The 25,002-nt window shown below is 68.5% G+C and carries 21 protein-coding genes and 1 pseudogene; 12 read left to right on the plus strand and 10 right to left on the minus strand.

Annotated features, from left to right (window positions below):
• Positions 1–231 (plus strand): annotated as a pseudogene (locus tag HA630_RS11195) (AMP nucleosidase); the annotation flags it as partial.
• Between the two features lie 58 nt (positions 232–289).
• Here the strand turns inward: HA630_RS11195 and HA630_RS26575 are convergent.
• The 3 genes from HA630_RS26575 to asd all read right to left on the minus strand — a co-directional run bounded on the left by HA630_RS26575 (position 290) and on the right by asd (position 4,159).
• On the minus strand, positions 290–1,900 hold the full coding sequence (locus tag HA630_RS26575; RefSeq protein WP_166834809.1) for a methyl-accepting chemotaxis protein: 1,611 nt from the start codon (positions 1,898–1,900) through the stop codon (positions 290–292).
• Between the two features lie 68 nt (positions 1,901–1,968).
• On the minus strand, positions 1,969–3,210 hold the full coding sequence (gene purT, locus HA630_RS11205; protein WP_166834811.1) for a formate-dependent phosphoribosylglycinamide formyltransferase: 1,242 nt from the start codon (positions 3,208–3,210) through the stop codon (positions 1,969–1,971).
• A gap of 91 nt (positions 3,211–3,301) precedes the next feature.
• Positions 3,302–4,159: an archaetidylserine decarboxylase gene (gene asd / locus HA630_RS11210; protein WP_166834813.1), complete on the minus strand. Its 858-nt coding sequence runs from the start codon at positions 4,157–4,159 to the stop codon at positions 3,302–3,304.
• Positions 4,160–4,293: 134 nt separating this feature from the next.
• Between asd and HA630_RS11215 the strand changes: the two genes are divergently transcribed.
• Together HA630_RS11215 and HA630_RS11220 are read left to right on the plus strand one after the other, a co-directional pair.
• The gene (locus HA630_RS11215; protein WP_166834815.1) at positions 4,294–5,223 is read left to right on the plus strand and encodes an ATP-binding cassette domain-containing protein; all 930 of its coding nucleotides are present in this window, start codon (positions 4,294–4,296) and stop codon (positions 5,221–5,223) included.
• A gap of 71 nt (positions 5,224–5,294) precedes the next feature.
• Positions 5,295–6,146: an ABC transporter permease gene (locus HA630_RS11220; RefSeq protein WP_166834817.1), complete on the plus strand. Its 852-nt coding sequence runs from the start codon at positions 5,295–5,297 to the stop codon at positions 6,144–6,146.
• Between the two features lie 104 nt (positions 6,147–6,250).
• Here the strand turns inward: HA630_RS11220 and HA630_RS11225 are convergent, their stop codons facing one another.
• The 4 genes from HA630_RS11225 to HA630_RS11240 form a co-directional block, all read right to left on the minus strand.
• Positions 6,251–7,408, minus strand: coding sequence for an aminotransferase class V-fold PLP-dependent enzyme (locus tag HA630_RS11225; protein ID WP_166834819.1), 1,158 nt, complete (start codon positions 7,406–7,408; stop codon positions 6,251–6,253).
• Between the two features lie 38 nt (positions 7,409–7,446).
• Positions 7,447–8,571 carry a YbdK family carboxylate-amine ligase gene (locus HA630_RS11230; protein WP_166834821.1) on the minus strand — a complete coding sequence of 375 codons (1,125 nt, stop codon included), beginning with the start codon at positions 8,569–8,571 and terminating at the stop codon, positions 7,447–7,449.
• 18 nt (positions 8,572–8,589) lie between these two features.
• Positions 8,590–9,813: a cation:proton antiporter gene (locus HA630_RS11235; protein ID WP_166834823.1), complete on the minus strand. Its 1,224-nt coding sequence runs from the start codon at positions 9,811–9,813 to the stop codon at positions 8,590–8,592.
• A gap of 112 nt (positions 9,814–9,925) precedes the next feature.
• On the minus strand, positions 9,926–10,807 hold the full coding sequence (locus HA630_RS11240) for an SAM-dependent methyltransferase (protein ID WP_166834825.1): 882 nt from the start codon (positions 10,805–10,807) through the stop codon (positions 9,926–9,928).
• Positions 10,808–10,838: 31 nt separating this feature from the next.
• Here HA630_RS11240 and HA630_RS11245 point away from each other — a divergent pair, with 31 nt between their 5' ends.
• Positions 10,839–11,840 (plus strand): serine/threonine protein kinase, encoded by a 1,002-nt coding sequence (locus HA630_RS11245; protein ID WP_166834827.1) that lies wholly within the window; start codon positions 10,839–10,841, stop codon positions 11,838–11,840.
• A 31-nt stretch (positions 11,841–11,871) separates the two neighbouring features.
• Positions 11,872–12,462: a hypothetical protein gene (locus tag HA630_RS11250; RefSeq protein WP_166834829.1), complete on the plus strand. Its 591-nt coding sequence runs from the start codon at positions 11,872–11,874 to the stop codon at positions 12,460–12,462.
• Between the two features lie 57 nt (positions 12,463–12,519).
• On the opposite strand, the gene htpG is transcribed toward HA630_RS11250, so the two are convergent.
• The 3 genes from htpG to HA630_RS11265 form a co-directional block, all read right to left on the minus strand.
• Positions 12,520–14,460, minus strand: a complete 1,941-nt coding sequence (gene htpG / locus HA630_RS11255) for a molecular chaperone HtpG (protein WP_166834831.1) — start codon at positions 14,458–14,460, stop codon at positions 12,520–12,522.
• A 127-nt stretch (positions 14,461–14,587) separates the two neighbouring features.
• Positions 14,588–15,559 (minus strand): pseudouridine synthase, encoded by a 972-nt coding sequence (locus HA630_RS11260; protein ID WP_166834833.1) that lies wholly within the window; start codon positions 15,557–15,559, stop codon positions 14,588–14,590.
• A 68-nt stretch (positions 15,560–15,627) separates the two neighbouring features.
• Positions 15,628–16,347 carry a Crp/Fnr family transcriptional regulator gene (locus HA630_RS11265; protein ID WP_166834835.1) on the minus strand — a complete coding sequence of 240 codons (720 nt, stop codon included), beginning with the start codon at positions 16,345–16,347 and terminating at the stop codon, positions 15,628–15,630.
• 186 nt (positions 16,348–16,533) lie between these two features.
• On the opposite strand from HA630_RS11265, the gene HA630_RS11270 reads away from it, so the two are divergent.
• The 7 genes from HA630_RS11270 (at position 16,534) to HA630_RS11300 (ending at position 24,968) form a co-directional block, all read left to right on the plus strand.
• Complete coding sequence (locus HA630_RS11270; protein ID WP_166834837.1) at positions 16,534–18,480, plus strand: long-chain fatty acid--CoA ligase; 1,947 nt, start codon at positions 16,534–16,536, stop codon at positions 18,478–18,480.
• 27 nt (positions 18,481–18,507) lie between these two features.
• The gene (locus HA630_RS11275) at positions 18,508–19,293 is read left to right on the plus strand and encodes an ABC transporter ATP-binding protein (protein ID WP_166834839.1); all 786 of its coding nucleotides are present in this window, start codon (positions 18,508–18,510) and stop codon (positions 19,291–19,293) included.
• A 13-nt stretch (positions 19,294–19,306) separates the two neighbouring features.
• Complete coding sequence (locus HA630_RS11280; protein WP_166834841.1) at positions 19,307–20,236, plus strand: branched-chain amino acid ABC transporter permease; 930 nt, start codon at positions 19,307–19,309, stop codon at positions 20,234–20,236.
• A 12-nt stretch (positions 20,237–20,248) separates the two neighbouring features.
• Positions 20,249–21,325 (plus strand): branched-chain amino acid ABC transporter permease, encoded by a 1,077-nt coding sequence (locus HA630_RS11285; RefSeq protein WP_166834843.1) that lies wholly within the window; start codon positions 20,249–20,251, stop codon positions 21,323–21,325.
• 49 nt (positions 21,326–21,374) lie between these two features.
• Positions 21,375–22,712, plus strand: coding sequence for an ABC transporter substrate-binding protein (locus HA630_RS11290; protein WP_166834845.1), 1,338 nt, complete (start codon positions 21,375–21,377; stop codon positions 22,710–22,712).
• A 128-nt stretch (positions 22,713–22,840) separates the two neighbouring features.
• Complete coding sequence (locus tag HA630_RS11295; protein ID WP_166834847.1) at positions 22,841–23,650, plus strand: ABC transporter ATP-binding protein; 810 nt, start codon at positions 22,841–22,843, stop codon at positions 23,648–23,650.
• A gap of 40 nt (positions 23,651–23,690) precedes the next feature.
• Positions 23,691–24,968, plus strand: coding sequence for a phenylacetate--CoA ligase family protein (locus tag HA630_RS11300; protein ID WP_166834849.1), 1,278 nt, complete (start codon positions 23,691–23,693; stop codon positions 24,966–24,968).
• Positions 24,969–25,002: the final 34 nt, after the last annotated feature.

The raw sequence follows: 25,002 nt of genomic DNA on the forward strand, positions 1-25,002 counted from the left end.
GCGGCCAACGGCTTCCGCTTCCGGGTGCCCTACGGCACCCTGCTGTGCGTGAGCGACAAGCCGCTGCACGGCGAGATCAAGCTGCCCGGCATGGCCAACGCCTTCTACCGCGAACGGGTGGACCAGCACCTGCGCATCGGCATCCGCGCGGTGGAGCGGCTGCGCGCCGCCGGGGTGGACCAGCTGCACAGCCGCAAGCTGCGCAGCTTTGCCGAGGTGGCGTTCCAGTGAGCTGGCCGCACACCACGCACTGAGACGCCCCAGGCACGGCGGCGCGCGGCGGCCGGACTCAGCGCGCCGGCAGGCGCCGCACCGCGCCGGGCGCCGGCCGGGTGGCGCCCGGCCCACCGCCGATGTCGAACACGCCCACCGCCGCCACCAGGCGGCGCGCCTGTTCCTGCAGGCTCTCGGCGGCCGCGGCGGACTGTTCCACCAGCGCCGCATTCTGCTGGGTCATCTGGTCGAGCTGGCTGACCGCGGTGTTGACCTGGCCAATGCCCTCGGCCTGCTCCTGGCTGGCGGCCATCATCTCGGCCACGATGTCGTTGACCCGGCGCGCGTTGTCCACCACGTCGGCGATGGTGGTGCCGGCCTCGCGCACCAGCAGGGTGCCGCCTTCGACCTTGGCCACCGAGTCGCTGATGAGCTGCTTGATCTCCTTGGCCGCCTCGGCACTGCGCTGGGCCAGGCTGCGCACCTCGCCGGCCACCACGGCAAAGCCCCGGCCCTGCTCGCCGGCGCGGGCGGCCTCCACCGCCGCGTTCAGCGCCAGGATGTTGGTCTGGAAGGCGATGCCGTCGATCACGCCGATGATGTCGTGGATCTTCTGGCTGCTCTGGTTGATCTCGGTCATGGTGTCCACCACCTGACCGACCACCGCGCCGCCGTACTGCGCCACCTCGGCGGCATTGCCGGCCAGCTGGTTGGCCTGGCGCGCGGAATCGCTGGACTGCCGCACCGTGGCGGTCAGCTCTTCCATGCTGGCCGCGGTCTGCTCCAGGTTGGAGGCGGTTTGCTCAGTGCGCATCGACAGGTCGCTGGCGCCGGTGGCCACTTCGGCGCTGGCGGTGCCGATCTCGCTGGCGGCCTGGCGCACCTGGCCCAGCACCTCGCGCAGGCGGGCCGCCATCTGGTTGACGGCCAGCAGCACCTGGTCGGTTTCGCTGTGGCCGTGCACCGGCACGTTGACCGTCAGGTCACCGCCGGCCATTTGGCGCACCGCCTGCACGGTGCGGCCGGTGCTGGCGATCAGGCCACGCGCCACATAGGTGCCCAGCGCCAACATCAGCAACAAGGACGCGCCGCCGATGCCGACGATGAACCACTGGGCCTCGCGGTCGGTCTGGAGCATGCGCTCAAAGTCGGTGGCGGCCGCGTTGTCCTCGTAGGTCACCAGCTGGTTCAGGGCGCGCGTGAGGCGGTCCAGCAAGGGCTGGCACTCCTGCACGATGCGGGCCATGGCTTCTTCGGTGCGCCCCTGCACGCCCAGGTCGGTGATGGCCAGGGCCACCGGGCCATACAGCGCTTCGGCGGCGTACACCGCCTGCAGCAACTCCGCCTCCCGCGGGTCCAGGTGGGTGGCGGTCAGGTCACGCAAGCGCTGCAAGTGGGCCTGGATCTGGGTGTGTGCCGCCACGATCTTCACCCGCTCGGCCTCGCGGGCCTCGGGCGTGTCCACCAAGACCAGGTTGCGCGCCCCGATGGCGCGGGCGTTCACGCTGTCGATCAGGTCGTTGGCCGCGATCTGCCGGGGGGTGGTGACACGCTGGCTGAAGCCAACCACGCTGCCCACCTGTTGCAGCGCCACCCAACCCACCGCCCCGACCAGGGCGATCAGCAGCAGCGCCGCCGCGAGCAGCACGGTGATCTGGACACGGATGGAGGACTGGCGAAAATTCACGGCACGGTGTCAGGGGGTTGATCTGACATGGATGCTAGTGAAAAACCGCCCGCGGCGGTTGACGCAGGTCAAGCCACGCGCGGCCGCACCTTGGACGCCGCCAGCTTGGCGTGGGCGCGGGCTGTGTCGGTATCGGCCGCGCGGGCCAGGGCCACGCCCATGCGGCGCTTGACAAAGCTCTCGGGCTTGCCGAACAGGCGCAGGTCGGTGCCGGGCACGGCCAGGGCCTCGTCCACGCCATCGAACACCAGGCCTTGCGCGTCCACACCGCCGTAGATCACGGCACTGGCGCCGGGGTTGCGCAGCGAGGCGTCCACCGGCAGGCCCAGGATGGCGCGGGCGTGCAGCTCGAACTCGCTCTGGTGCTGGGTGCACAGCGTCACCAGGCCGGTGTCGTGCGGGCGCGGGCTCACCTCGCTGAACCAAACCTGCTCGCCCTGGACGAACAGCTCCACGCCGTACAGGCCCAGGCCGGCGGGCTCGCCGTTGAGGCCCAGACCCAGGTTGTCGGTGATGGTTTTGGCGATCTGGCGCGCACGCTCCAGCGCCGCGGGGTGCATGGGCATGGGTTGCCAGCTTTCCACGTAGTCGCCGCCCACCTGCACGTGGCCAATGGGGTCGCAGAAATGGGTTTCGACCTGGCTGTGGGCGCCGCGGGCGCGCACGGTGAGCTGGGTGATTTCGTAGTCGAAGTCGATGAAGCCTTCCACGATGACGCGACCGTGGCTGACGCGGCCGCCGGCCATGGCGTAGTCCCAGGCCTTTTGCACATCGGCGGGGCCATCGATCTTGCTCTGGCCCTTGCCGGAGCTGCTCATCACCGGCTTGACGATGCAGGGGTAGCCGATGCCCGGCTTGCCGTCGGCGCCTTCGATGGCGGCCTGCAGCTCGGCCAGCGAATCACAGAACTGGTAGGGGCTGGTGGGCAGGCCCAGCGTTTCGGCGGCCAGGCGGCGGATGCCCTCGCGGTCCATGGTCAGGCGGGCAGCGCGGGCGGTGGGCACCACCTGCACGGTGCCGGCGGCTTCCAGTTCCTGCAGCATGGGCGTGGCAATGGCCTCGATTTCGGGCACGACCAGGTGGGGCTGTTCGGCCTCGATCAGCGCCTTGAGCTGCGCCGGATCGCTCATGGTGATGGTGCGCGCGTGGTGCGCCACCTGCTGGCCGGGCGCGTGGTCGTAGCGGTCCACGGCGATGGTTTCCACCCCGAGGCGCTGCAGCGCGATCAGCACCTCCTTGCCCAGCTCGCCGGAGCCGAGCAGCATGACTTTGGTGGCGTGGGGGGTCAACGGGGTGCCGAGGGTGGTCATGCGGGGTCTCCTGGAAACGGTGGACAAAGAAAACGGTAAAAAAGGGGGACGGCGCCGGGCGTCTGCCGCCCAGAGGCGCTCAGGGTACGGCTCAGGCCGGCGGCACCAGCCAGTCGCCCATGGCCTCGCCCATTCGGATGGGGCGGGCCGGCGCCCAGTCGGGGTGGAAGCGCATGGCGCCCTGCGGGAACAGCAGCACCACGGTGGAGCCCAGCAGGAAGCGGCCCATCTCGTCGCCACGTGCCAGCGCAATGTCGCGGTCGTCGTAGCGCCAGTCGCGCGGGACGCCGGGGCGCGGCGGGTTGACCACGCCGTGCCACACCGTGGCCATGCTGCCGACGATGGTGGCCCCCACCAGCACCAGCACGAAGGGGCCGTGCGCGCCCTCGAACACGCACACCACCCGCTCGTTGCGGGCAAACAGGCCCGGCACGCCGCGCGCGGTGGTGGGGTTGACCGAAAACAGCTCGCCCGGCACGTGCACCATGCGCGTGAGCCGGCCGGCGCAGGGCATGTGGATGCGGTGGTAGTCCTTGGGGCTGAGGTAGAGCGTGGCGAAGCTGCCGTTGTCGAAACGCTGGGCCAGCGCGGCGTCGCCGCCCACCAGCGCGGTGGTGCTGTAGCGGTGGCCCTTGGCTTGGAAGATCTGGTCGCGCTCGATGGGCCCGAACTGGCTGATGGCGCCGTCCACCGGGCACAGCAGGTCGCTGGCGGCGAAGGGGCGCACGCCGGGCTTCAAGGCGCGGGTGAAAAAGTCGTTGAAGGTGGCGTAGCGCGCGATGTCGGGCTCGGCCGCTTCGCTCATGTCCACGCCGTAGCGGGCCACGAAGTTGCGGATGTTGCGCCGGGTGAAACCGCCCAGCGGCCGGCGCGCCAGCGCACCGGCCAGCGAGGTCAGGGCCTGCTTGGGCAGCAGGTATTGCGGCAGCACCGCCAAACGGTCAGACACGGGGGCGTCCCTCGGAAAAAGCTGGGGCCAAAGGCAGGCATTTTACCGGCGGGGCCTGCGCCACACCGCGGGCACCACCGGGCCACCGGCCTCGAGTCGCTGCACGACCGGCCCCGGCCCGGCACAATGCCCCCATGACCCCGCTGTTCCAAGCCCGCCACCTCACCAAACGCTACGGCCAAGCCACCGTGGTCAACGACCTGTCGTTCCACATCGCCCCGGGCGAATGCCTGGGCCTGATCGGGCCCAACGGCGCCGGCAAGACCACCACCATCCGCATGTGCCTGGGCCAAACCGCACCCGACGGCGGCGCCATCGAGGCGCTGGGCCTGCAGATGCCGGCCGACGCGCAGGCCATCAAGGCGCAGCTGGGGGTGGTCAGCCAGATGGACACGCTGGACCCCGACTTCAGCTGCGCCGAAAACCTGCTGGTGTTCGGCCGCTACTTTGGCCTACCCAAGGCGGCGGTGCAGGCGCGCATCCCGGCGCTGCTGGACTTTGCCGCGCTGGCACACAAGGCCCGGGCCAAGCCGGGCGATCTGTCGGGCGGCATGAAGCGGCGCCTGTCGCTGGCGCGCGCGCTGGTCAACGACCCGCAACTGCTGTTGCTGGACGAACCCACCACCGGGCTGGACCCGCAGGCGCGCCACCTGATGTGGGAGCGCTTGCAGCAACTGCTGCAACAGGGCAAAAGCATCCTGCTGACCACCCACTTCATGGACGAGGCCGAGCGCCTGTGCCACCGGCTGCTGGTGATCGACCACGGCCAGAAAATCGCGGAGGGCCGCCCGCGCGAACTGATCGCCCAGCACCTGGAGCCCGACGTGGTGGAGGTCTATGGCGGTGCCGGCACCCAGGCGCAGGCCCTGGCCACTTCACCGCTGTCCGCGCTGGCCGCACGGGTGGAGGTGAGCGGCGAAACCGTGTTTTTCTACACCCACGACGCCAAGCCCTTGCTGGCCGCGCTGGCCGACCACCCGACGCTGCGCACCCTGCACCGCCCGGCCAACCTGGAGGACCTGTTCCTCAAGCTCACCGGCCGCCAGATTCGGGAGGAGGGTTGAAGCCCTGGCCACGGCCCACCGACGCCCCCACCCACCGCCCCGACACCCCACCCGCTCGCCCTGCCGCCACCATGCCCCACGCCCCCGAAGCCCTGGCCACCCCCGCCTGCGCCACGCCCAGCCCCTGGCGCCGCCCACACCTCTCACGGCGCTTCTGGCCGGTGTTCCTGCGCAACCTGCTGGTCTGGCGCAAGCTGGCCATCCCCAGCCTGGTCGGCAACATCGCCGAACCGCTGATCTGGCTGGTGGCCTTTGGCTACGGCATGGGCCTGCTGGTGGGCGAGGTGCAGGTGGCCGGCCCCGACGGCGCGGCGCGCGCCGTGCCCTACATCCTGTTCCTGGCCAGCGGCAGCATCTGCATGAGCGCCATGAACGCCGCCACCTTCGAGGCGCTGTACTCGGCGTTTTCGCGCATGCACGTGCAAAAGACCTGGGACGGCATCATGAACGCGCCGGTCACGCTCGACGACGTGCTGCTGGCCGAAATGCTGTGGGCCGCGTTCAAATCGCTGTTCACCGTCACCGCCATCCTGGGCGTGATGCTGGCGCTGGGCATCAGCCACAGCCCCAAGCTGCTGGTGGCCTGGCCGGTGCTGCTGCTGGTGGGCATCACCTTCAGTTGCATCGCGCTGATCTTCAACGCGCTGGCGCAGGGCTACGACTTTTTCACCTACTACTTCACCCTGTTCCTCACGCCCATGATGTTCCTCAGCGGCGTGTTCTTCCCGCGCGAGCAGTTGCCACAACTGGTGCTGTGGCTGTCGAACGCGCTGCCGCTGACGCACGCGGTGTTGCTGGTGCGCCCGCTGTTCCTGGACCAGTGGCCCGCCGACGCAGGGCGGCACCTGGCGGTGCTGGCGGGCTACACCGCGGTGGCGTTCTGGGTGGCGCTGGCGCTCACGCGCCGGCGGTTCGCCCGCTGACCAGCTGACCACAGGCCGCAGCCGGCGGCCCTCCTCAAACGCCCACCGTCCAGCCCCCGCCGAGCTCGCCAGCGGCCCTCAACCGCAGGCCTCAGCGAGGCCAATCAGGCCGTGGCGGCCACGGGCTCGGTGATGCCCATCTGGTCCAGCGCGGCGGCCAGGTGCGCCACGCTGCGGTCCACGTGGTGCAGCTTTTCCAGGCCGAACAGGCCGACGCGGAAAGTGCTCCAGCCGGCCGGCTCGTCGCACTGCAGCGGCACGCCAGCCGCGGTCTGCAGGCCCAGTGCCAGAAACTTCTTGCTGTTCTGGATGTCGGGGTCGGACGTGTAGCTCACCACCACGCCCGGGGCCTGGAAGCCGGCCGCCGCCACGCTGCGGATGCCGCGCCGCTCGAACAGCGCGCGCACCTGGGCGCCCAGCTCGATCTGCTCCTGGCGCACCTGCTCGAAACCGTAGGCGCGGGTTTCCTGCATCACCTCACGCAGGCGCGCCAGCGCGTCGGTCGGCATGGTGGTGTGGTAGGCGTGGCCGCCGGCCTCGTAGGTTTCCATGATCTGCAGCCACTTCTTCAGGTCACAGGCGAAGCTGGTGCTGGTGGTGCCGTCGATGGCCTGGCGCGCCCGCTCGCTCAGCATCACCATGGCGCAGGCGGGCGAACCGCTCCAGCCCTTTTGCGGCGCGCTCACCAGCACGTCCACGCCGGTGGCGCACATGTCCACCCACATCGCCCCGGAGGCGATGCAGTCCAGCACGAACAGGCCGCCCACGGCGTGCACCGCGTCGGCCACGGCCTTCAGGTAACCGTCCGGCAGGATCATGCCGGCCGCGGTTTCCACGTGCGGGGCGAACACCAGTGCCGGCTTTTCGGCGTGGATGGTGGCGACCACCTCGTCGATCGGGCACGGCACCCAGGGCGACTGCGGGTCGGACGGGTCCACCCGGCGCGCCTTGAGCACGGTTTCCTGCGACGGAATGCCGCCCATCTGGAAAATCTGCGTCCAGCGGTAGCTGAACCAGCCGTTGCGAATGACGAGCACCCGCTGCCCGGTGGCGAACTGGCGCGCCACCGCTTCCATGCCGAAGGTGCCACTGCCCGGCACCAGCACCGCCGAATGGGCCTGGTACACGTCTTTGAGGATGGCGGAAATGTCCCGCATCACCCCCTGGAAGCGCTGCGACATGTGGTTGAGCGCGCGGTCGGTGTAGACCACCGAGAATTCGAGCAAACCGTCGGGATCGATCTGGGGCAGCAGGCCGGGCATGGGGGGTGTCTCCGTGTCGTTGTGGGCAAAAGCGCAGGTTAGCACGGCCGGCGCAGGGCCTGCACCGCCGCCTGCACCACGCCCTGCACGCTGCCGCTGTCGGCAAAGCAGCGGCGCAGGTAGCTGGCGTGGTTGCCGTCGCGGACGCAGGCACGCTCCACCTCGTCCAGCGCCGCGTGCGAGTCCAGCGCGTCGGCGTGCGGGCCCAACTGCCGCAGCGTGGCCAGGATGTCCTCGCGGATGCCGATCTGCTGGCGGGTTTTCGGGTGGACCATGGTGCCGTCCAGCCCGAAACGGCAGGCCTGGAAGCGGTTGTAGGTGTACACGAGGTAGTCGTCCTCCTCGGGCGGCGGCTCGTTGCGCTCCAGCAGGTGGCGGCACAGCGCCTGCAGGTAGCAGGCCAGCGCGGCGGCGCGCTCCACCGTCAGCGGCGTGTCGCACACCCGCAGTTCGATGGTGCCGTACTCGGGCTTGGGCCGGATGTCCCAGTAAAAGTCCTTCATGGACTGGACCACGCCGGTGCTCTCCATCTTGGTGAAGTAGCCGTGGGCGAATTCGTCCCAGCTCAGCACAAAGGGCGCGCGCCCGCTCAAGGGAAAGGCGAACACCGAGTTCAGCCGGGCCGAGTCGAACAGCGTGTCCACCCCCTGCGAAAACGGCGACGACGCCGACAGCGCGATGAAGTGCGGCACGTAGCGGTTGAGCGCGTGCAAGAGGAACAAGGCCTCGTCGGGCGAACCGCAGCCCACGTGCACGTGCTGGCCGAACACGGTGAACTGCTTGGCCAGGTAGCCGTACAGGCCCGACAGCTGCTGGAAGCGCGGCTTGGCAAAGATGCGCTGCTCGAACCAGCGCTGGAACGGGTGGGTGCCGCCGCCGGCCAGTTCGATGTTGAGCCGGTCGCCGGCGTGCACCAGGGTGTCGCGGATCTCGCGCAGCTGCGCCAGCAGCGGCCCGTGTGCGGTGTGGATGCCGGTGGCCACCTCGATCATGCTTTGCGTCATCTCCGGCGTGACCACGCCGGGGAAGGGCTGGCGCCGCAGCAGTTCCAGCAGGTCGTCGGCGCTGCTGGAGAGGTCGTGGTCGTAGGTGTTGACGAGTTGCAGCTCCAGCTCCACCCCCAGGGTGAGGGCGTCGGAGGCCTTGAAGGTTTCCAGTGGCATGCGGGGCTCCGGTGGCCGTCAGGCGCGGTGGGTGGGCGACGCTGCGCCCGGCGCGGCCTCGGCGGTGAGGTGGGTTTCGCGCGCCGCCATCAGGCTGCGCTGCGTCACCCAGGGGCCCAGCAGTTCCTGCAGCACCATCAGCGCGGCCATGGCGGCGAAGGCCTCGGTGGCCGGGGCAAAGCCGTAGAGGCGGCTCTGTTCCAGCAACAAAATGGCGAAGGCCGACATGGGCGTGAGCGCCAGCCCTGTGAGCCAGCCCTTGCGCGCGGTGATGCCGCTGAGCCGCGCCACCGCCAGGTTGCACAGCGCCTTGGACGCCACCCGCAGCGCCAGCAGCGTCAGCGCCAGCCCCACCGTGGCGGGCACCGCCGGCCAGTCGATCAGCGTGGCCACGTAGACGAACAGGAACAGGCCCAGCAGTTCGCCGGCCGAACCGAAATTGCGCTGCGCCGGCGTGAGCTGCACCCGGCGCTCGCGGGCGACGATACCAAAGCTCAGCGCGGCCAACAGCGGCGACAACATCAGCGCCTGCGACACGGTGGCCAACAGCAGTACCGCCAGCGCGAACACCGCCGTGGCGCGCGCGGCCTCCACCGGCCGGTGCCGCAGCAGCCAGGGCACCAGCACCCCGAGCGCGCCGCCCAGGGCCACCGAAATCACCAGCGCGTACACGCTGCCCAGCGCCGCCGCGCCCCAGTCGCCCGAGGTGCTGAGGTGCCAGTACCCCACCACCAGCTTGACAGCCAGCACCGACAGCAGGCAGTTGATGGCGCACAGGTGCATGACGCGTTCGGTCACCTGGCCGGCGCCGCGCAGTTCGTTAGCCACCCGCACAATGCCCGCGGGCGAGGCCGATATCGCCAGCGCCGCGACGATGAGCCGCACCTCGGGGGCCAGCCCGAACCCGCCGGCGGCCCAGTACACCAACCCGAAGGTCACGGCCGACTCCACCACCCCCACCGCCAGCACCCAGGGGTTGTGGCGGAACCAGCGCAGGTGGATGCGGTAGCCCAGCTCGAACAGCACCAGCGCCAGCGCGGTGTTGGCCAGAAAGAACAGGCCGGGCACGCCCTCGGTCAGCGCCGGCTGGCCGACGAAACCGGCCAGCAGGCCGGCGGCCACGTAACTGGACACGCGCGGCACCCGCCACAGCGCGTGCAGTTGCTCGCCCAGCACCCAGGCGGCCAGCAACAGCAGCGGCCAGGCCAGGGAAGGCATCCAATGGGGCAGGTCGGTGACCATGGGTGCGTCTCCTCAAAGCGGCCCCGGTCGTGGGCGGGCGGCGGGGCCGGCCACGCCAGGGCTTTGTTCTGAAAGGGGGCGGCGCACCGGGCCCGCACCCCGCGTAGTTTTGTCAGACGCCGAAGCGTTGCTGGAGTTCCTGCAGCCCCAGCTCGTCCAGCACCTGCTGCAGCCGCGCCCGTGCGCTGGCCTTGCCCGGGCCCACCTTGCGCGCCAGGATCAGTTCGTTCTTCATCGAATGTTCCCAGCCCACCAGCTCGGTCACCGTCACCTGGTAGCCGTGGGCCTCCAGCTGCAGGCAGCGCAGCACGTTGGTGATCTGGCTGCCGAACTCGCGCGTGTGCAGCGGGTGGCGCCAGATCTCGCTCAGCGGCGTGCGCGCCAGCGTCAGCGCCTTGTGCTTGCGCAGCACGCTGGCCACCTCGGCCTGGCAGCAGGGCACCAACACCAGGGCCCGGGCCTGGCGCGCCAGCCCGAAGGCGATGGCGTCGTCGGTGGCGGTGTCGCAGGCGTGCAGCGCGGTCACCACGTCCACCATGGCGGGGATGTCGGTGGCGGTCATCGCGTCCTGCACCGTGGCGGCGACGAAGCGCATGCGCGCAAAACCCAGCCGCTCGGCCAGTTCGCGCGAGCGCGCCACCAGCTCGGCCCGGGTTTCCACCCCGATCACCTGGCCCACCGCGCGCGGCTGGAAAAACAGGTCATACAGCATGAAGCCCAGGTAAGACTTGCCGGCGCCGTGGTCCACCAGCGTCACGTCGCCGCGCGCGTCCAGCGCCTCCTGCAGCAGCGGTTCGATGAACTGCAGCAGGTGGTTGACCTGCTTGAGCTTGCGCCGCGTGTCCTGGTTGAGCTTGCCCTCGCGGGTCAGGATGTGCAGCGCCTGCAGCAGCGCCACCGACTGGCCCGGGCGCAATTCGGGCAGCACCTCGGACAGGGGTTTTTCGGCGGGGCGCCCCGCGCGCGGCCGGGGCGTGGGTGGGTGTTTCGACATGGGGCGATGATAGGGCAGCGACAATGCCGCCATGACCACCGCCGCCGACGCCCACCCTTACCACGCCCTGACCCCCGACGCGGTGCTCGACGCCCTGGCCGCGGTCGGCCTGTGGGGCGACGGCCGCCTGATGGCGCTGAGCTCCTACGAAAACCGGGTCTACCTGGCCCACCTGGAAGACGGCGACGCGGTGGTGCTGAAGTTCTACCGCCCGGCCCGCTGGAGCGACGCCCAGATCGAGGAAGAACACCGCTTTGCCCAGGCCCTGGTGGCGGCCGAGGTGCCGGTGGTGGCGCCCCGGGTGCTGCACGGCCGCACCCTGCACCACCACGCCGGCTTTGCCTACAGCGTCAGCCCGCGCCGGGGCGGGCGCCGGCCCGAGCTGGACGACCCCGAGGTGCTGGAGTGGATCGGCCGCTTCCTGGCCCGGCTGCACCAGGTGGGCGCGCAAGCGCCGTTCGCCCAGCGCCCGGCCCTGGACGCCAGCACCTTCGGCCAGGAGCCGCTGGACTGGCTGCTGGCCCACGACACGCTGCCGCCCGCGGCCCGGCGCGACTGGGAGGCTGCCGCGCGCGCCGCCGTGGACGCCGCCGGGCAGGCCCTGGCCGACAGCGGCGCGGCCACCCTGCGCCTGCACGGCGACTGCCACCCCGGCAACATCCTGTGGACGCCCACCGGCCAGCCCGGCGCGGGCCCGCACTTCGTCGACCTGGACGACGCCCGCACCGGCCCCGCGGTGCAGGATCTGTGGATGCTGCTCAGCGGCGACCGCGGGCAGCAGCAGCGCCAGCTCGGCGCCCTGCTGGACGGCTACGAAACCCTGCGCGACTTCGACCGGCGCGAGCTGGCCCTGATCGAGCCGCTGCGCACCCTGCGCCTGCTGCACTACAGCGCCTGGCTGGCGCGGCGCTGGGGCGACCCGACCTTCCCCATCCACTTCCCCTGGTTTGGCAGCGACGCCTACTGGCAGGAGCAGGCCCGGCTGCTGTGGGACCAGGTGGCCGCCATGCGGGCCGATCCTTTGGTAGCATGAGGCGGCGCGGTTGCGCGCCAGGAGACGCCCCATGAGCACCATCGCCGGCTACGTGGCCCCGCAGCTGCCCGAAAACAAGCTGCGGCTGTACCCCACCAAGGTCATCAACATCATCGGCGGGCCGGGCTGCGACAAATCGCTCTACTCCTCGGCCATTGTGCTCAAACTGCACCTGCGCCACAAAAGCGTGGAAACCGTGCCCGACGTGGCCAAAAGCCTGGTCTGGCAGCGCGACCTCGACGCGCTGCGCAACCAGTACGGCATCGCGCTGCAGCAGTTCCGCGCGATCGAGGTGCTGGACGGCCAGGTGCAGTTCCTGGTGACCGAAGGCGCCCTGCCGCAGCTGCTGTACTACAACGCCAGCTACCCCGACAACGTCTGCGACGTGGAAAAAACCCGCCAGCAGATCCTGGCCTGGTACAAGCAGTTCAACAACGTCAACGTGCTGGTCCAGCGCGACCCCGACAAAAAATACGTGCGCAGCGGCCGTTTCCAGGACGAGGCCCAGGCGCAGGCCGTGGACCATGGCATCCGCGGCGTGCTCCACCGCGAGGGCATCCCCTACACCGTGCTGCCGCCGGACCACCGCGCCATCATCGAATTCGCCGCCACGCTGGAGTGAGCGCAGGCCCCAAGGCCGTGGCGGCGGGGCGGCCGTTCAGCGACCGCCCCTGGATCTTCAGACCAGCAAGGCGTTGACCCGCTTGACGTAGGCGGCCGGGTCTTCCGGCAGGCCACCTTCGGCCAGCAGGGCCTGGTCGAACAGGATGTGGGCCAGGTCGTCGAAATGCGCCGAGCCGTCGAGCTTTTTCACCAGCGCGTGGTCGGCGTTCACCTCCAGGATGGGCTTCATGTCGGGCACGGCCTGGCCGGCCTGCTTGAGCATGCGCGCCAGTTGGGTGCTCATGCCGTGGTCGTCGGACACCAAACAGGCGGGCGAGTCCACCAGGCGGGTGGTCACGCGCACGTCCTGGGCCTTGTCCTGCAAAGCCGCCTTGAGCTTGTTCAACACCGGCTTGAAGGTTTCGGCGGCCTGCTCGGCGGCTTTCTTTTCCTCTTCGTCTTGCAGCTTGCCCAGGTCCACGCCGCCCTTGGCCACCGATTGCAGCGGCGTGCCGTCGAAGGCGTGCAGGAAGGACAGCGCCCATTCGTCCACGCGGTCGGTCATCAGCAGCACTTCGATGCCCTTCTTCTTGAACACCTCCAGCTGCGGGCTGCTCTTGGCGGCGGCCAGGGTGTCGGCGGTGATGTAGTAGATGGCCTCCTGGCCCTCTTTCATGCGCGCCTTGTAGTCGGCCAAGCCCACCGCCACGGCGTCGCTCTGGGTCGAGGCGAAGCGCAGCAGCTTAGCCAGCCGGTCGCGGTTGCCGAAGTCTTCGCCCAGGCCCTCTTTCAGCACCGCACCGAATTCGGCGTAGAAGGCGCTGTACTTGCCGGCCATGCGCTCGGCCTCGGCTTGTTCTTCGGCGCTCAGGACGTCGGTCACGCCGTCGGCGCCTTCGGTGGGCAGCCGGTCCTTCTTGGCCAGGTCTTCCAGCATGGCCAGCACGCGGCGGGTGTTGCCCTCGCGGATGGCCTTCACGTCGCGGCTTTCCTGCAGCAGTTCGCGGCTCACGTTCAGCGGCAGGTCGGCGGAATCGATCACGCCCTTGACCCAGCGCAGGTAGGTGGGCATCAGCGCCTCGGCCTCGTCCATGATGAACACGCGCTTGACGTAGAGCTTGACGCCCGCTTTCTTGTCGCGGTTCCACAGGTCTTGCGGCGCCTTGGCCGGGATGTAGAGCAGCTGGGTGTACTCGGTGCTGCCCTCCACCCGGTTGTGGCTCCAGGCCAGCGGGGCCTCGGTGTCGTAGCTGATGTTCTTGTAGAAGTCGGTGTACTGCTCGTCGGAAATGTCTTTTTTGGCGCGCGTCCACAGGGCACTGGCGCTGTTGACCGCTTCCCACTCGTCCTGCAGCACGTACTCGGACTTGTCCTGGTCCCACTCCTCCTTCTGCATCAGGATGGGCAGGCTGATGTGGTCGGAGTACTTGCCGATGATCTGCTTGAGCTTCCAGCGGTTGAGGTACTCGGTCGCGTCGTCGCGCAGGTGCAGGATGACGCTGGTGCCGCGCGCGGCGCGGGTGATGGTTTCGGTCTCGAAGTCGCCCGAACCGCCGCTGACCCAACGCACGCCTTCTTCGGCCTTGAGCCCGGCGCGGCGGCTTTCGACGGTGATCTTGTCGGCCACGATGAAGCCGGAATAGAAGCCCACGCCGAACTGGCCGATCAGCTGCGCGTCCTTCTTCTGGTCGCCGCTCAGGCGGCTCATGAAATCTTTGGTGCCGCTCTTGGCGATGGTGCCCAGGTGGTCGATCGCCTCCTGCTCGCTCATGCCGATGCCGTTGTCGGTGATGGTCAGGGTCTTGGCGTCTTTGTCGAACGCCACACGCACTTCGAGGTTGGGCGCGTCTTCGTACAAACCGGCGTTGTTCAGGGCTTCGAAGCGCAGCTTGTCGCAGGCGTCGGAGGCGTTGGACACCAGCTCGCGCAGGAAGATTTCCTGGTTGGAGTACAGCGAGTGGGTGACGAGGTGCAGCAGCTGGGCCACTTCGGCCTGGAATGCGTGGTGTTTGCTCATGGTGGGCACAAAGGTCAAGACAGAAGGAAAAAGCCGCGGTGCCGGCCCGCGGCGTGCGCGAACCGAGCGGACACAACGGGCACAGGTGGGGGCGGCGTCCGGTGCTTCAAGGGGGTGGGGCGCCGCGTCAGAACGCCTCGTGCGGCCCCAGGTAGCGCCACTGCCCCATGGGCAGGTTGCCCAACACCACCCGCCCGATGCGGACGCGCTTCAAGCCCACCACGTGCAGGCCCACCTGTTCGCACATGCGGCGGATCTGGCGCTTCTTGCCTTCGCGCAGCACAAAGCGCAGCTGCTCGGGGTTTTGCCAGTCCACCTGCGCGGGTTTGAGCGGCTGGCCGTCCAGGCTCAGGCCGTGGCGCAGGCGCTGCAGCGCCTCGGGCGGGCAGTGCGACTGCACGTCCTGCGCCACCACGCCGGCCCCCCTGGGGCCGTGGGGCGCCCAGTGCACACGCACCAGGTACTCTTTTTCGACGCCGGAGTCCTCGCCGATCAGCGCCTTGGCCACCCGGCCGTCCTGGGTCAGCACCAGCAGGCCGGTGGAGTCGATGTCCAGCCGCCCCGCCGGCGCCAGGCCGCGGGTGTGCCCCGCCTCGAAGCGGCGCGGGGCCCGGTCTTCGCGCCAGCGGGTGCCGGGCTGCACCAGCACCGCCGCGCTCTGGTGGCCGTCCTCGGGCAGGCCGCTGACGTAGCCCACCGGCTTGTGCAGCAGGATGGTGACACGCGCCCCCTGCTGCGCGGCGGCCTGCGGCGCCACCTCGATGCGGTCGGTCGCGGCGACGGTCTGGCCCATCTGCGCCACCTGCCCGTTGACCTTGACCCAGCCACGGGCGATCCAGTCGTCGGCCTCGCGGCGCGAACAATGGCCCAGCTCGGCCAGGCGCTTGTTCAGCCGCACCCCTTCGCCCGCGGCCGCGTTGCGGGCAGGCGCGGGCCGGGGCGCAGGAGCGGCGGCACGGGCCGGGCGCTCGCTGAGGGGCGGAGCCGGCGGGCGGCGCCCCACCGCGCCAGCGGCCGGCCGCACCGGGGCACGGGGCCGGCCCCGCTCGGGGGCCGGCGCGGCAGGGGTCCGGGGGGGCAGCGACAGGGTTTTGGTCATCTCGGGCAAACGGGTCGGGCAAAGACAAATTGTCGCACCGTGCCGCCGCGGGCGGACCGCCCCCGCCCTCAGCCCCGGGGCGGCAGGCCGGTGCGCTGCAACGCCCCCAGGTCGAGCACGCGCAGACCGCCGTACTCCACCGCGATCACCCCGGCCTGCTGCAGCGACGCCAGCGCCTCGTTCACCCGCTGCCGCGACAGGCCCACCAGGTAGGCCAGCTCCTGCTGGGTGATGCGCAGCACCTGCCCCACCCCCGGGAACAGGCCGGGGTGGAACAGGTTGGCCACGCTGCGCGCCACGCGCACGTCGGGGTCGGTGATGCGGTCGATCTCGCGCGCCGCGATGAACTGGCCCAGCCGTTCGTTGAGCTGGCGCATGACGAAGCGGTTGAAGCCGATGGAGTTGTCCAGCAGCCAGTGGAAGGTGTCTACCGGCAGGCCGGCGACCAGGCTTTTGCGCAGCGCCAGCACGTTGTAGCGGTAGATCTCGCGCTTGAGCGCAGTGCCCTCGCCGAACCAGCCGCCCGGGGCAATGCCGGTGAAGGTGATCAGCGGCCCGGTGCGGTCGTCGTTGCTCATTTTCAGCAAGCCATCGACCAGCCCGAACCAGTAGGTGACCGCGCGTCCGACGCGGCAGATGTGGTCGCCCGGCTCCACCTGCGACACCACCAGTGACGCCTGGGCGTGTGCCTGCTCGGCCGGGGTGAGCAGGCCCATCCAGGGAATTTCGGTCAACTCCTCGGGCGTCAGCGCCCGGGCGCGATCGCGCAAAGCCAACTTGCTGGTCATGCGGAAATGGTGGGGCAAAACCCGGGACTGGCCGGGCACCCTAGGGAAAGTCCTAGCTGGGGCGAACCCCAGATTGTCGTCGCAATGACAACATGACGTCAAAGTTCAGGCGTACAGTCCGTGCCAGTCGAAGGTGCGTGTCCAACGTGTGACAGGTCGTGCACCCCACCAGGCAGAGGAGATTTCATGCGTACCACGTTCCCCCGGCTGCTGTTGCAGCACGCCACCCAGCGGCCCCAGGCCCCCGCCCTGCGGGAGAAGGAATACGGCATCTGGCAAACCACCGATTGGCGCCACCTGGCCGAGCGGGTGCAGCACATCGCCGGTGGCCTGCACCAGCTGGGCCTGCGCCGTGGCGAACACCTGGTGGTCATCGGCGCCAACCGCCCCAACCTCTACGCCACCATGCTGGCCACCCAGGCGCTGGGGGCCATTCCGGTGCCGCTGTACCAGGACGCGGTCGCGCCCGAATGCGTCTTCCCCATCAACAACGCCGAGGTGCGCTTTGCGGTGGTGGAAGACCAGGAGCAGGTGGACAAGATGCTCGAAATCCGCGAGCAGTGCCCGCAGCTGGAACACATCCTGTTCGACGACCCGCGCGGCCTGCGCAACTACGACGAACCCGGCCTGGCCGGGCTGATGGAAGTGGTCGCCGCCGGGCGCGTGTTCACCGAAGAGCACCCGGACTTTTTCCAGGAACAGATCGACCTGGCCCAGCCCGACGACGTGGCCGCCATGTTCTTCACGTCCGGCACCACCGGCAACCCCAAGGGCGTGGTGCACACCCACTACTCGCTGCTGAACCGCGCCGCCGTGGGCGCCAAGTTCGACAAGCTGGGCCCCAACGACGAGGTGCTGGCCTACCTGCCGCCGGCCTGGATCGGCCAGAACATCTTCAGCTACGCCCAGTGGCTGGCCTGCGGTTACGTGGTCAACTGCCCCGAGTCGGGCAGCACCGTCACCATCGACCTCAAGGAAATCGGCCCGACCTACTACTTCGCCCCGCCGCGGGTGTTCGAGGGCCTGCTGACCAGCGTGATGATCCGCATGGAAGACGCCGGCGCCCTCAAGCGCAAGATGTTCCACGCCTTCATGGACGTGGCGCGCCGGGTCGGCCCGGACCTGATGGACGGCAAGCCGGTCGGGTTGTTCGACCGCCTGAAGTACGCCCTGGGCAACCTGTGTGTTTACGGCCCGCTGCGCAACACCCTGGGCTTTTCGCGGGTGCGGGTGGCCTACACCGCCGGCGAGGCCATCGGCCCCGACCTGTTCAGCTTCTACCGCTCCATCGGCATCAACCTCAAGCAGCTCTACGGCTCCACCGAAACCGCCGTGTTCGTCTGCCTGCAGCCCGACCACGAGGCCCGTGCCGACACCGTCGGCGTGCCGTGTGAGGGCGTGGAAATCAAACTGGCGGACAACGGCGAGATCCTGGTCAAGTCGCCCGGCCTGCTGAAAGAGTATTACAAGAACCCCAAGGCCACCGAAGAGGTGCTGACCGCCGACGGCTGGTACCACACCAGCGACGCCGGCTTCCTCGACGCCTCCGGCCACCTCAAGATCATCGACCGCGTGAAAGACGTGGGCCGCATCAAGGGCGGCGCCAACGACGGCGCCATGTTCGCGCCCAAGTACGTGGAGAACAAGCTCAAGTTCTTCTCGCACATCAAGGAGGTGGTGGCCTATGGCGACCAGCGCGACCAGGTCTGCGTCATGATCAACATCGACTTCGACGCCGTGGGCAACTGGGCCGAGCGCCGCAACCTGCCCTACGCCGGCTACACCGACCTGGCGCAGAAGCCCGAGGTGTACGAACTGATCCGGGAATGCGTGGAAAAGGTCAACGCCGACCTCAGCCGCGACGCGCTGCTGGCCGGCAGCCAGGTCAGCCGCTTCCTGGTGCTGCACAAGGAACTGGACGCCGACGACGGCGAACTGACCCGCACCAACAAGGTCCGCCGCGGCTTCATCGCCGACAAGTACAGCGTCCTCATCGACGCGCTCTACGGCGGCAAGACCGAGCAGTACATCGAAACCCAGGTCAAGTTCGAAGACGGCCGCACCGGCAAGGTCAGCGCCACCCTGAAGCTGAGCGACGCCAAGACCTTCGCCCCGGTCAAGCAAGCGGCCTGACCACCACGCACCCCGGAAACACAGACCATGGCACACAAGAAAGTGGGGGACGTCATCCTCGACGTCCAGAACATCAGCCTGCGCTTCGGCGGCGTCAAGGCCCTGACCGACATCTCCTTCAACGTGAAGGAGCACGAGATCCGCGCCATCATCGGCCCCAACGGCGCCGGCAAGAGCTCGATGCTCAACTGCATCAACGGCGTGTATGCCCCGCAGGAAGGCTCCATCACCTTCCGCGGCCAGACCTTCAAGCACATGAACAGCCGGCAGGTGGCGGAAATGGGCATCGCCCGCACCTTCCAGAACCTGGCGCTGTTCAAGGGCATGAGCGTGATCGACAACATCATGACAGGCCGCAACCTGCGCATCAAAAGCAACCTGTTCATGCAGGCGCTGCGCCTGGGCCCGGCCCAACGCGAGGAGGAACTGCACCGCGAGAAGGTCGAGCACATCATCGACTTCCTGGAAATCCAGGCCTTCCGCAAGACCCCGGTGGGCCAGTTGCCCTACGGCCTGCAAAAGCGGGTGGACCTGGGCCGCGCCCTGGCCATGGAGCCGCAGGTGCTGCTGCTCGACGAACCCATGGCCGGCATGAACGTCGAGGAAAAGCAGGACATGTGCCGCTTCATCCTCGACGTGAACGACGAGTTCGGCACCACCATCGTGCTGATCGAGCACGACATGGGGGTGGTGATGGACATCTCCGACCGCGTGGTGGTGCTGGACTACGGCAAGAAGATCGGCGACGGCCCACCGGACGAGGTGCGCCAGAACGAAGACGTGATCAGCGCCTACCTGGGCACCAGCCACTGAAAGAGAGTTCGAAATGGGATTTTTTCTGGAAACCCTGTTTGGCGGCCTGATGGCCGGCATGCTGTATTCCCTGGTGGCCCTGGGCTTCGTGCTCATCTTCAAGGCCTCGGGCGTGTTCAACTTCGCGCAGGGGGCCATGGTGCTGTTCGCGGCCCTGGCCATGGCGCGCTTTTCGGAGTGGGTGCCGCAGTGGCTGGGCTTTGAGAGCAAGCTGCTGGGCAACCTGGTGGCGTTTGCGCTGGCCGGGCTGCTGATGTTCGTGCTGGCCTGGTTCATCGAACGGCTGGTGCTGCGCCACCTGGTCAACCAGGAAGGCGTGACGCTGCTGATGGCCACCCTGGGCATCACCTACTTCCTCGACGGCCTGGGCCAGACCATCTTCGGCAGTGACATCTACCAGATCGACATCGGCATGCCTAAGGACCCGATCTTTCTGTTCGAGGGCTTGTTTGAAGGCGGCGTGCTGGTCAACCAGGAAGACGTGATCGCGGCCGTCGTGGCGGCCTGTCTGGTGGCGGCCCTGAGCATCTTCTTCCAGAAGACCACCACCGGCCGTGCGCTGCGCGCCGTGGCCGACGACCACCAGGCCGCCCAGTCCATCGGCATCCCGCTCAACCGCATCTGGGTCATCGTCTGGTGCGTGGCCGGCATCACCGCGCTGGTGGCCGGCATGATCTGGGGCTCCAAGCTCGGCGTGCAGTTCTCGCTGACCACCGTGGCCCTGCGTGCCCTGCCCGTCATCATCCTCGGCGGCCTGACCTCGGTGCCCGGCGCCATCATCGGCGGCCTGATCATCGGCGTCGGCGAAAAGCTGTCCGAGGTCTACCTCGGCCCGCTGGTCGGCGGCGGCATCGAAATCTGGTTCGCCTACATGCTGGCGCTGGTGTTCCTGCTGTTCCGCCCGCAAGGCCTGTTCGGCGAAAAAATCATCGACCGCGTGTAAGGAGTCCACCCCATGTTCTATCGTGAAAACGGTCAATTCAAGACCTCTTACCGAGCGGATCAGCAGATCTTCCCGATCGCCCAGGACAAATGGGCCATCCTGGCCATCGTCGCGTTTGCCGCCATCGGCATCCCCCTGCTGGTCGATGAATACCTGTTCCGCGCCATCCTGATCCCCTTCCTCATCCTGTCGATGGCGGCGCTGGGGGTGAACATCCTGGTGGGTTACTGCGGCCAGATCTCGCTGGGCTCCGGCGCCTTCATGGCGGTGGGCGCCTACATGGCCTACAACACCTACATCCGCATCGACGGCATGCCGCTGATCGTGGCGTTGCTCTCTGGCGGCTTCTTCGCCACCCTGGTGGGTCTGGTCTTCGGCATCCCCAGCCTGCGGGTCAAGGGCCTGTACTTGGCCGTGGCCACGCTGGCGGCGCAGTTCTTCTGCGACTGGGCCTTCCTGCGCATCGGCTGGTTCACCAACAACAACGCCTCGGGCTCGGTGTCGGTGTCCAACCTGAACGTGCTGGGCTGGACCATCAACACCCCGATGGAAAAGTACCTGTTTTGCCTGGCCTTCCTGGTGGTGTTCGGCGTGCTGGCCAAGAACCTGGTGCGCGGCGCCATCGGCCGCGAGTGGATGGCCATCCGCGACATGGACGTGGCGGCTTCGGTCATTGGCATCCGCCCCATGTACGCCAAGCTCAGCGCCTTCGCCGTCAGTTCCTTCATCATCGGCGTGGCCGGTGGCCTGTGGGGCTTCATCCACCTGGGCTCCTGGGAGCCGGCCGCCTTCTCCATCGACCGCTCCTTCCAGCTGTTGTTCATGGTCATCATCGGTGGCATGGGCTCCATCATGGGCAGCTTCTTCGGCGCGGCCTTCATCGTGGTGCTGCCCATCTTCCTGAACCAGATACTGCCCTGGCTCGGTTCGCTGGTCGGCCTGTCGGTGTCCACCGCCGCCGTCTCGCACACCGAATTCATGATCTTCGGCGCCCTGATCGTGTGGTTCCTGATCGTCGAACCGCACGGTCTGGCCAAGCTCTGGAGCATTGGCAAGCAAAAGCTGCGCCTCTGGCCTTTCCCGCACTGAGTCCCGTTTTCCCGCCCCCGCTTCAACCACACAGTCACAGGAGACAACCATGAAGCTTCGTTCCCTCGCCCTCGCCGCCGCCGTGGCCACCAGCGCCTTCTCGGGCGCCCTGGTCAGCACCAGCGCGCACGCCCAAGCCAAAGAGCAGTTCTTCCCGGTGCTGGTCTACCGCACCGGCGCCTACGCCCCCAACGGGGTGCCCTGGGCCAACGGCTTTGTCGACTACCTCAAGCTCACCAACGCCCGGGGCGGCATCAACGGTGTGAAAATTTCCTACGAGGAATGCGAAACCGGCTACGCCACCGACCGCGGCGTGGAATGCTACGAACGCCTCAAGGGCAAAAACGGTGGCGCGTCCATGTTCCAGCCGCTGTCCACCGGCATCACCTTCGCGCTGACCGAAAAGGCCCCGGTCGACAAGATCCCCCTGATCACCGCCGGCTATGGCCGCAGCGAGTCGCAGGACGGCGGCGTGTTCAAGTGGAACTTCCCGCTGGCCGGCACCTACTGGGTGGCCGCCGACGTGATCGTGCAGGACATCGCCAAGAAACTGGGTGGCCCGGCCAACCTCAAGGGCAAGAAGATCGCGCTGGTCTACCACGACAGCCCGTTCGGCAAAGAAGCCATCCCGATGATGCAGGAGCGTGCCGCCATGCACGGCTTCCAGCTGAGCCTGCTGCCTGTGACCCACCCCGGCGTGGAACAGAAAGCCACCTGGCTGCAGATCCGCCGCGACCGCCCCGACTACGTGGTCAACTGGGGCTGGGGCGTGATGAACTCCACGCTGCTCAAGGAGGCCCAAGCCACGGGCTACCCGCGCGAGAAGATCTACGGCGTGTGGTGGGCCGGCGCCGAACCCGACGTCAAGGACGTGGGCATGGGTGCCAAGGGCTACAACGCGGTGACCATGCAGCACGGCGCCGAGCCCAACTCGGCCGTGGTCAAGGAAATCGCTGACAAGGTGCATGCCAAAGGCCAGGGCACCGGTCCGAAAGAGGAACTGGGCCAGGTGCTCTACATGCGCGGCCTGATGAGCGCCATGTTCGCCGTGGAAGGCGTGCGCGCCGCCCAGGAAAAGTTCGGCAAGGGCAAGGTCATGACCGGCGAACAGGTGCGCTGGGGCCTGGAAAACCTGAACCTGACGCAGGCCAAGCTCGACAGCCTGGGCTTCAAGGGCGTGATGCGCCCGCTGTCCACCAGCTGCCAGGACCACATGGGCGCCAACTGGGCCCGCGTGCACACCTGGGACGGCAGCAAGTGGAACTTCAGCAGCGATTGGTACCAGGCCGATGAGCAGATCCTCAAGCCCATGGTGAAGGCTGCCGCCGACCGCTACGCCGCCGAGAAAAAGCTGACCCGCCGCACCCCGGCGGACTGCCAGTCCTGACCGCGTTGCGTCCCGCCACTCTGGTGGCGGGACGGGCTGGCCCCCTTGGGGCCAGCCCCCACACCCCAGCGCCTTGGCGCAAGGCGCTGCGGTTTGGTCCCCCCGTGCATCACCCAGAGGATTCACCCATGAGCACTCCCCCCACCGTCCTCAACGTCAACGGCATCGAGGTCATCTACAACCACGTCATCTTGGTGCTCAAGGGCGTGTCCCTGCAAGTCCAGCAAGGCCAGATCGCGGCCATTCTGGGCGGCAACGGCGCCGGCAAAACCACCACGCTGCGCGCCATCTCCAACCTGCTCAAGGCCGAGCGGGGCGAGGTCACCAAGGGCAGCATCGAACTGCGCGGCGAGCGCATCGAAAACCTGTCGCCGGCCGACCTGGTCAAGCGCGGCGTGGTGCAAGTGATGGAAGGCCGCCACTGCTTCGCCCACCTCACCATCGAAGAAAACCTGCTGACCGGCGCCTACACCCGCGACAGCCAGACCGAAATCGCGGCCAACCTGGAAAAGGTCTACAACTACTTCCCCCGGCTCAAAACCCGCCGCACCTCGCAGGCCGCCTACACCTCGGGCGGCGAACAGCAGATGTGCGCCATCGGCCGCGCCCTCATGACCAACCCCAGCGTGGTGCTGCTCGACGAACCCTCCATGGGCTTGGCGCCGCAGATCGTCGAGGAGGTCTTCGAGATCGTCAAGGACCTGAACCAGAAGGAAAAGGTCACCTTCCTGATCGCCGAGCAGAACACCAACATGGCGCTGAAGTACGCCGACTACGGCTACATCATGGAGAGCGGCCGGATCATGATGGACGGTGCCGCCGAAGACCTGCGCAACAACGAGGACGTCAAAGAGTTCTACCTCGGCATGGGTGGTGGCGAGCGCAAGAGCTTCAAGGACGTCAAGAGCTACAAGCGCCGCAAACGCTGGCTGGCCTGACGCGGTCTCGCCCCTTCACACGCTTTTTGCAAGATCCGCCATGTCTGCCCATTTCGACGCCCTGGAAACCCGCCCCGCCGCCGAGCGGGAAGCCGCCCTGATGGCGGCCCTGCCCGGCCATGTGGCCCACGCCCAGCGCCACAGCGCCGCCTACGCCAGCCTGCTGGCGGGCGTGGACGCCGCCGGCGTGAACAGCCGCGCCGCCCTGGCCACGCTGCCGGTGCTGCGCAAACACGAACTGCTGGAACGCCAGCAAGCCGCCCGCGCCGCCGGCGGCGACCCCTTCGGAGGCTTCGCCACCATCGGCTGGCGCCGGCTGCTGAGCCAGCGCGGGGCGCGCCGGGTGTTCCAGTCGCCCGGCCCCATTTACGAACCCGAAGGCGCCGCGGCCGACTACTGGCGTTCCGGGCGCGCCATGGCAGCCGCCGGCTTTGCCGCCGGCGACCTGGTGCACAACTGCTTCAGCTACCACCTCACCCCCGGCGCCTGGATCATGGAAGCCGGCGCCCACGCCGTGGGCTGCACCGTGGTGCCGGGCGGCGTCGGCAACACCGAACAGCAACTGGCCGCCGTGCAGGACCTGCAACCCGAGGCCTACGCCGGTACGCCCAGCTTTTTGCGCATCCTGCTGGAGAAGGCCGAACAGACCGGTATCCGCCTCTCGCTGCACAAGGCCCTGGTGTCGGGCGAGGCCTGCCCGCCGAGCCTGCGAGACTGGTTCGCCGAACGCGGCGTGGCCGCCTACCAGTGCTACGCCACCGCCGACGCCGGCCTCATCGCCTACGAAACCCCGGCCCGTGAAGGCCTGGTGCTCGACGAGCACGTGATCCTGGAAATTGTGCGCCCCGGCACCGGCGACCCCGTGGCCGAGGGCGAAGTGGGCGAGGTCGTGGTCAGCGTGCTCAACCCCGACTACCCCCTGATCCGCTTCGGCACCGGCGACCTCTCGGCCGTCCTGCCCGGCCCCTGCCCCAGCGGCCGCAGCAACACCCGCATCCGAGGCTGGCTCGGTCGGGCCGACCAGACCACCAAGGTCAAAGGCATGTTCGTCCATCCCTCGCAGGTCGCCGACATCGTGCGCCGCCACCCCGAAGCGCTGAAGGCGCGGCTGGTGGTGTCGGGGCAGATGGCCGACGACCGCATGGCCCTGCACGTGGAAGTCGAGCAGCCACAAAGCAGCGCGGCCGCGGCCCTGACGCAGGCGCTGGCGCACAGCGTGCGCGACGTCACCAAACTGCGCGGCGAGGTGGTGCTGGTGCCCCCCGGCAGCCTGGCCAACGACGGCAAGGTGATCGAGGACGCCCGCAGCTACGACTGACCCCCGATCTACGTAATTTCCGGGGTGGACACGG

The sequence above is a fragment of the Aquabacterium sp. A08 genome (assembly GCF_011742065.1).

Excerpts from the sequence above, each read along its gene's own strand:
- purT (WP_166834811.1), bottom strand. The coding sequence starts at position 3,210 with ATGACCACCCTCGGCACCCCGTTGACCCCCCACGCCACCAAAGTCATG.
- HA630_RS11215 (WP_166834815.1), top strand. The coding sequence starts at position 4,294 with ATGACCCCGCTGTTCCAAGCCCGCCACCTCACCAAACGCTACGGCCAA.
- HA630_RS11220 (WP_166834817.1), top strand. The coding sequence starts at position 5,295 with ATGCCCCACGCCCCCGAAGCCCTGGCCACCCCCGCCTGCGCCACGCCC.
- HA630_RS11225 (WP_166834819.1), bottom strand. The coding sequence starts at position 7,408 with ATGCCCGGCCTGCTGCCCCAGATCGATCCCGACGGTTTGCTCGAATTC.
- HA630_RS11230 (WP_166834821.1), bottom strand. The coding sequence starts at position 8,571 with ATGCCACTGGAAACCTTCAAGGCCTCCGACGCCCTCACCCTGGGGGTG.
- HA630_RS11235 (WP_166834823.1), bottom strand. The coding sequence starts at position 9,813 with ATGGTCACCGACCTGCCCCATTGGATGCCTTCCCTGGCCTGGCCGCTG.
- HA630_RS11240 (WP_166834825.1), bottom strand. The coding sequence starts at position 10,807 with ATGTCGAAACACCCACCCACGCCCCGGCCGCGCGCGGGGCGCCCCGCC.
- HA630_RS11245 (WP_166834827.1), top strand. The coding sequence starts at position 10,839 with ATGACCACCGCCGCCGACGCCCACCCTTACCACGCCCTGACCCCCGAC.
- HA630_RS11250 (WP_166834829.1), top strand. The coding sequence starts at position 11,872 with ATGAGCACCATCGCCGGCTACGTGGCCCCGCAGCTGCCCGAAAACAAG.
- htpG (WP_166834831.1), bottom strand. The coding sequence starts at position 14,460 with ATGAGCAAACACCACGCATTCCAGGCCGAAGTGGCCCAGCTGCTGCAC.
- HA630_RS11260 (WP_166834833.1), bottom strand. The coding sequence starts at position 15,559 with ATGACCAAAACCCTGTCGCTGCCCCCCCGGACCCCTGCCGCGCCGGCC.
- HA630_RS11265 (WP_166834835.1), bottom strand. The coding sequence starts at position 16,347 with ATGACCAGCAAGTTGGCTTTGCGCGATCGCGCCCGGGCGCTGACGCCC.
- HA630_RS11270 (WP_166834837.1), top strand. The coding sequence starts at position 16,534 with ATGCGTACCACGTTCCCCCGGCTGCTGTTGCAGCACGCCACCCAGCGG.
- HA630_RS11275 (WP_166834839.1), top strand. The coding sequence starts at position 18,508 with ATGGCACACAAGAAAGTGGGGGACGTCATCCTCGACGTCCAGAACATC.
- HA630_RS11280 (WP_166834841.1), top strand. The coding sequence starts at position 19,307 with ATGGGATTTTTTCTGGAAACCCTGTTTGGCGGCCTGATGGCCGGCATG.
- HA630_RS11285 (WP_166834843.1), top strand. The coding sequence starts at position 20,249 with ATGTTCTATCGTGAAAACGGTCAATTCAAGACCTCTTACCGAGCGGAT.
- HA630_RS11290 (WP_166834845.1), top strand. The coding sequence starts at position 21,375 with ATGAAGCTTCGTTCCCTCGCCCTCGCCGCCGCCGTGGCCACCAGCGCC.
- HA630_RS11295 (WP_166834847.1), top strand. The coding sequence starts at position 22,841 with ATGAGCACTCCCCCCACCGTCCTCAACGTCAACGGCATCGAGGTCATC.
- HA630_RS11300 (WP_166834849.1), top strand. The coding sequence starts at position 23,691 with ATGTCTGCCCATTTCGACGCCCTGGAAACCCGCCCCGCCGCCGAGCGG.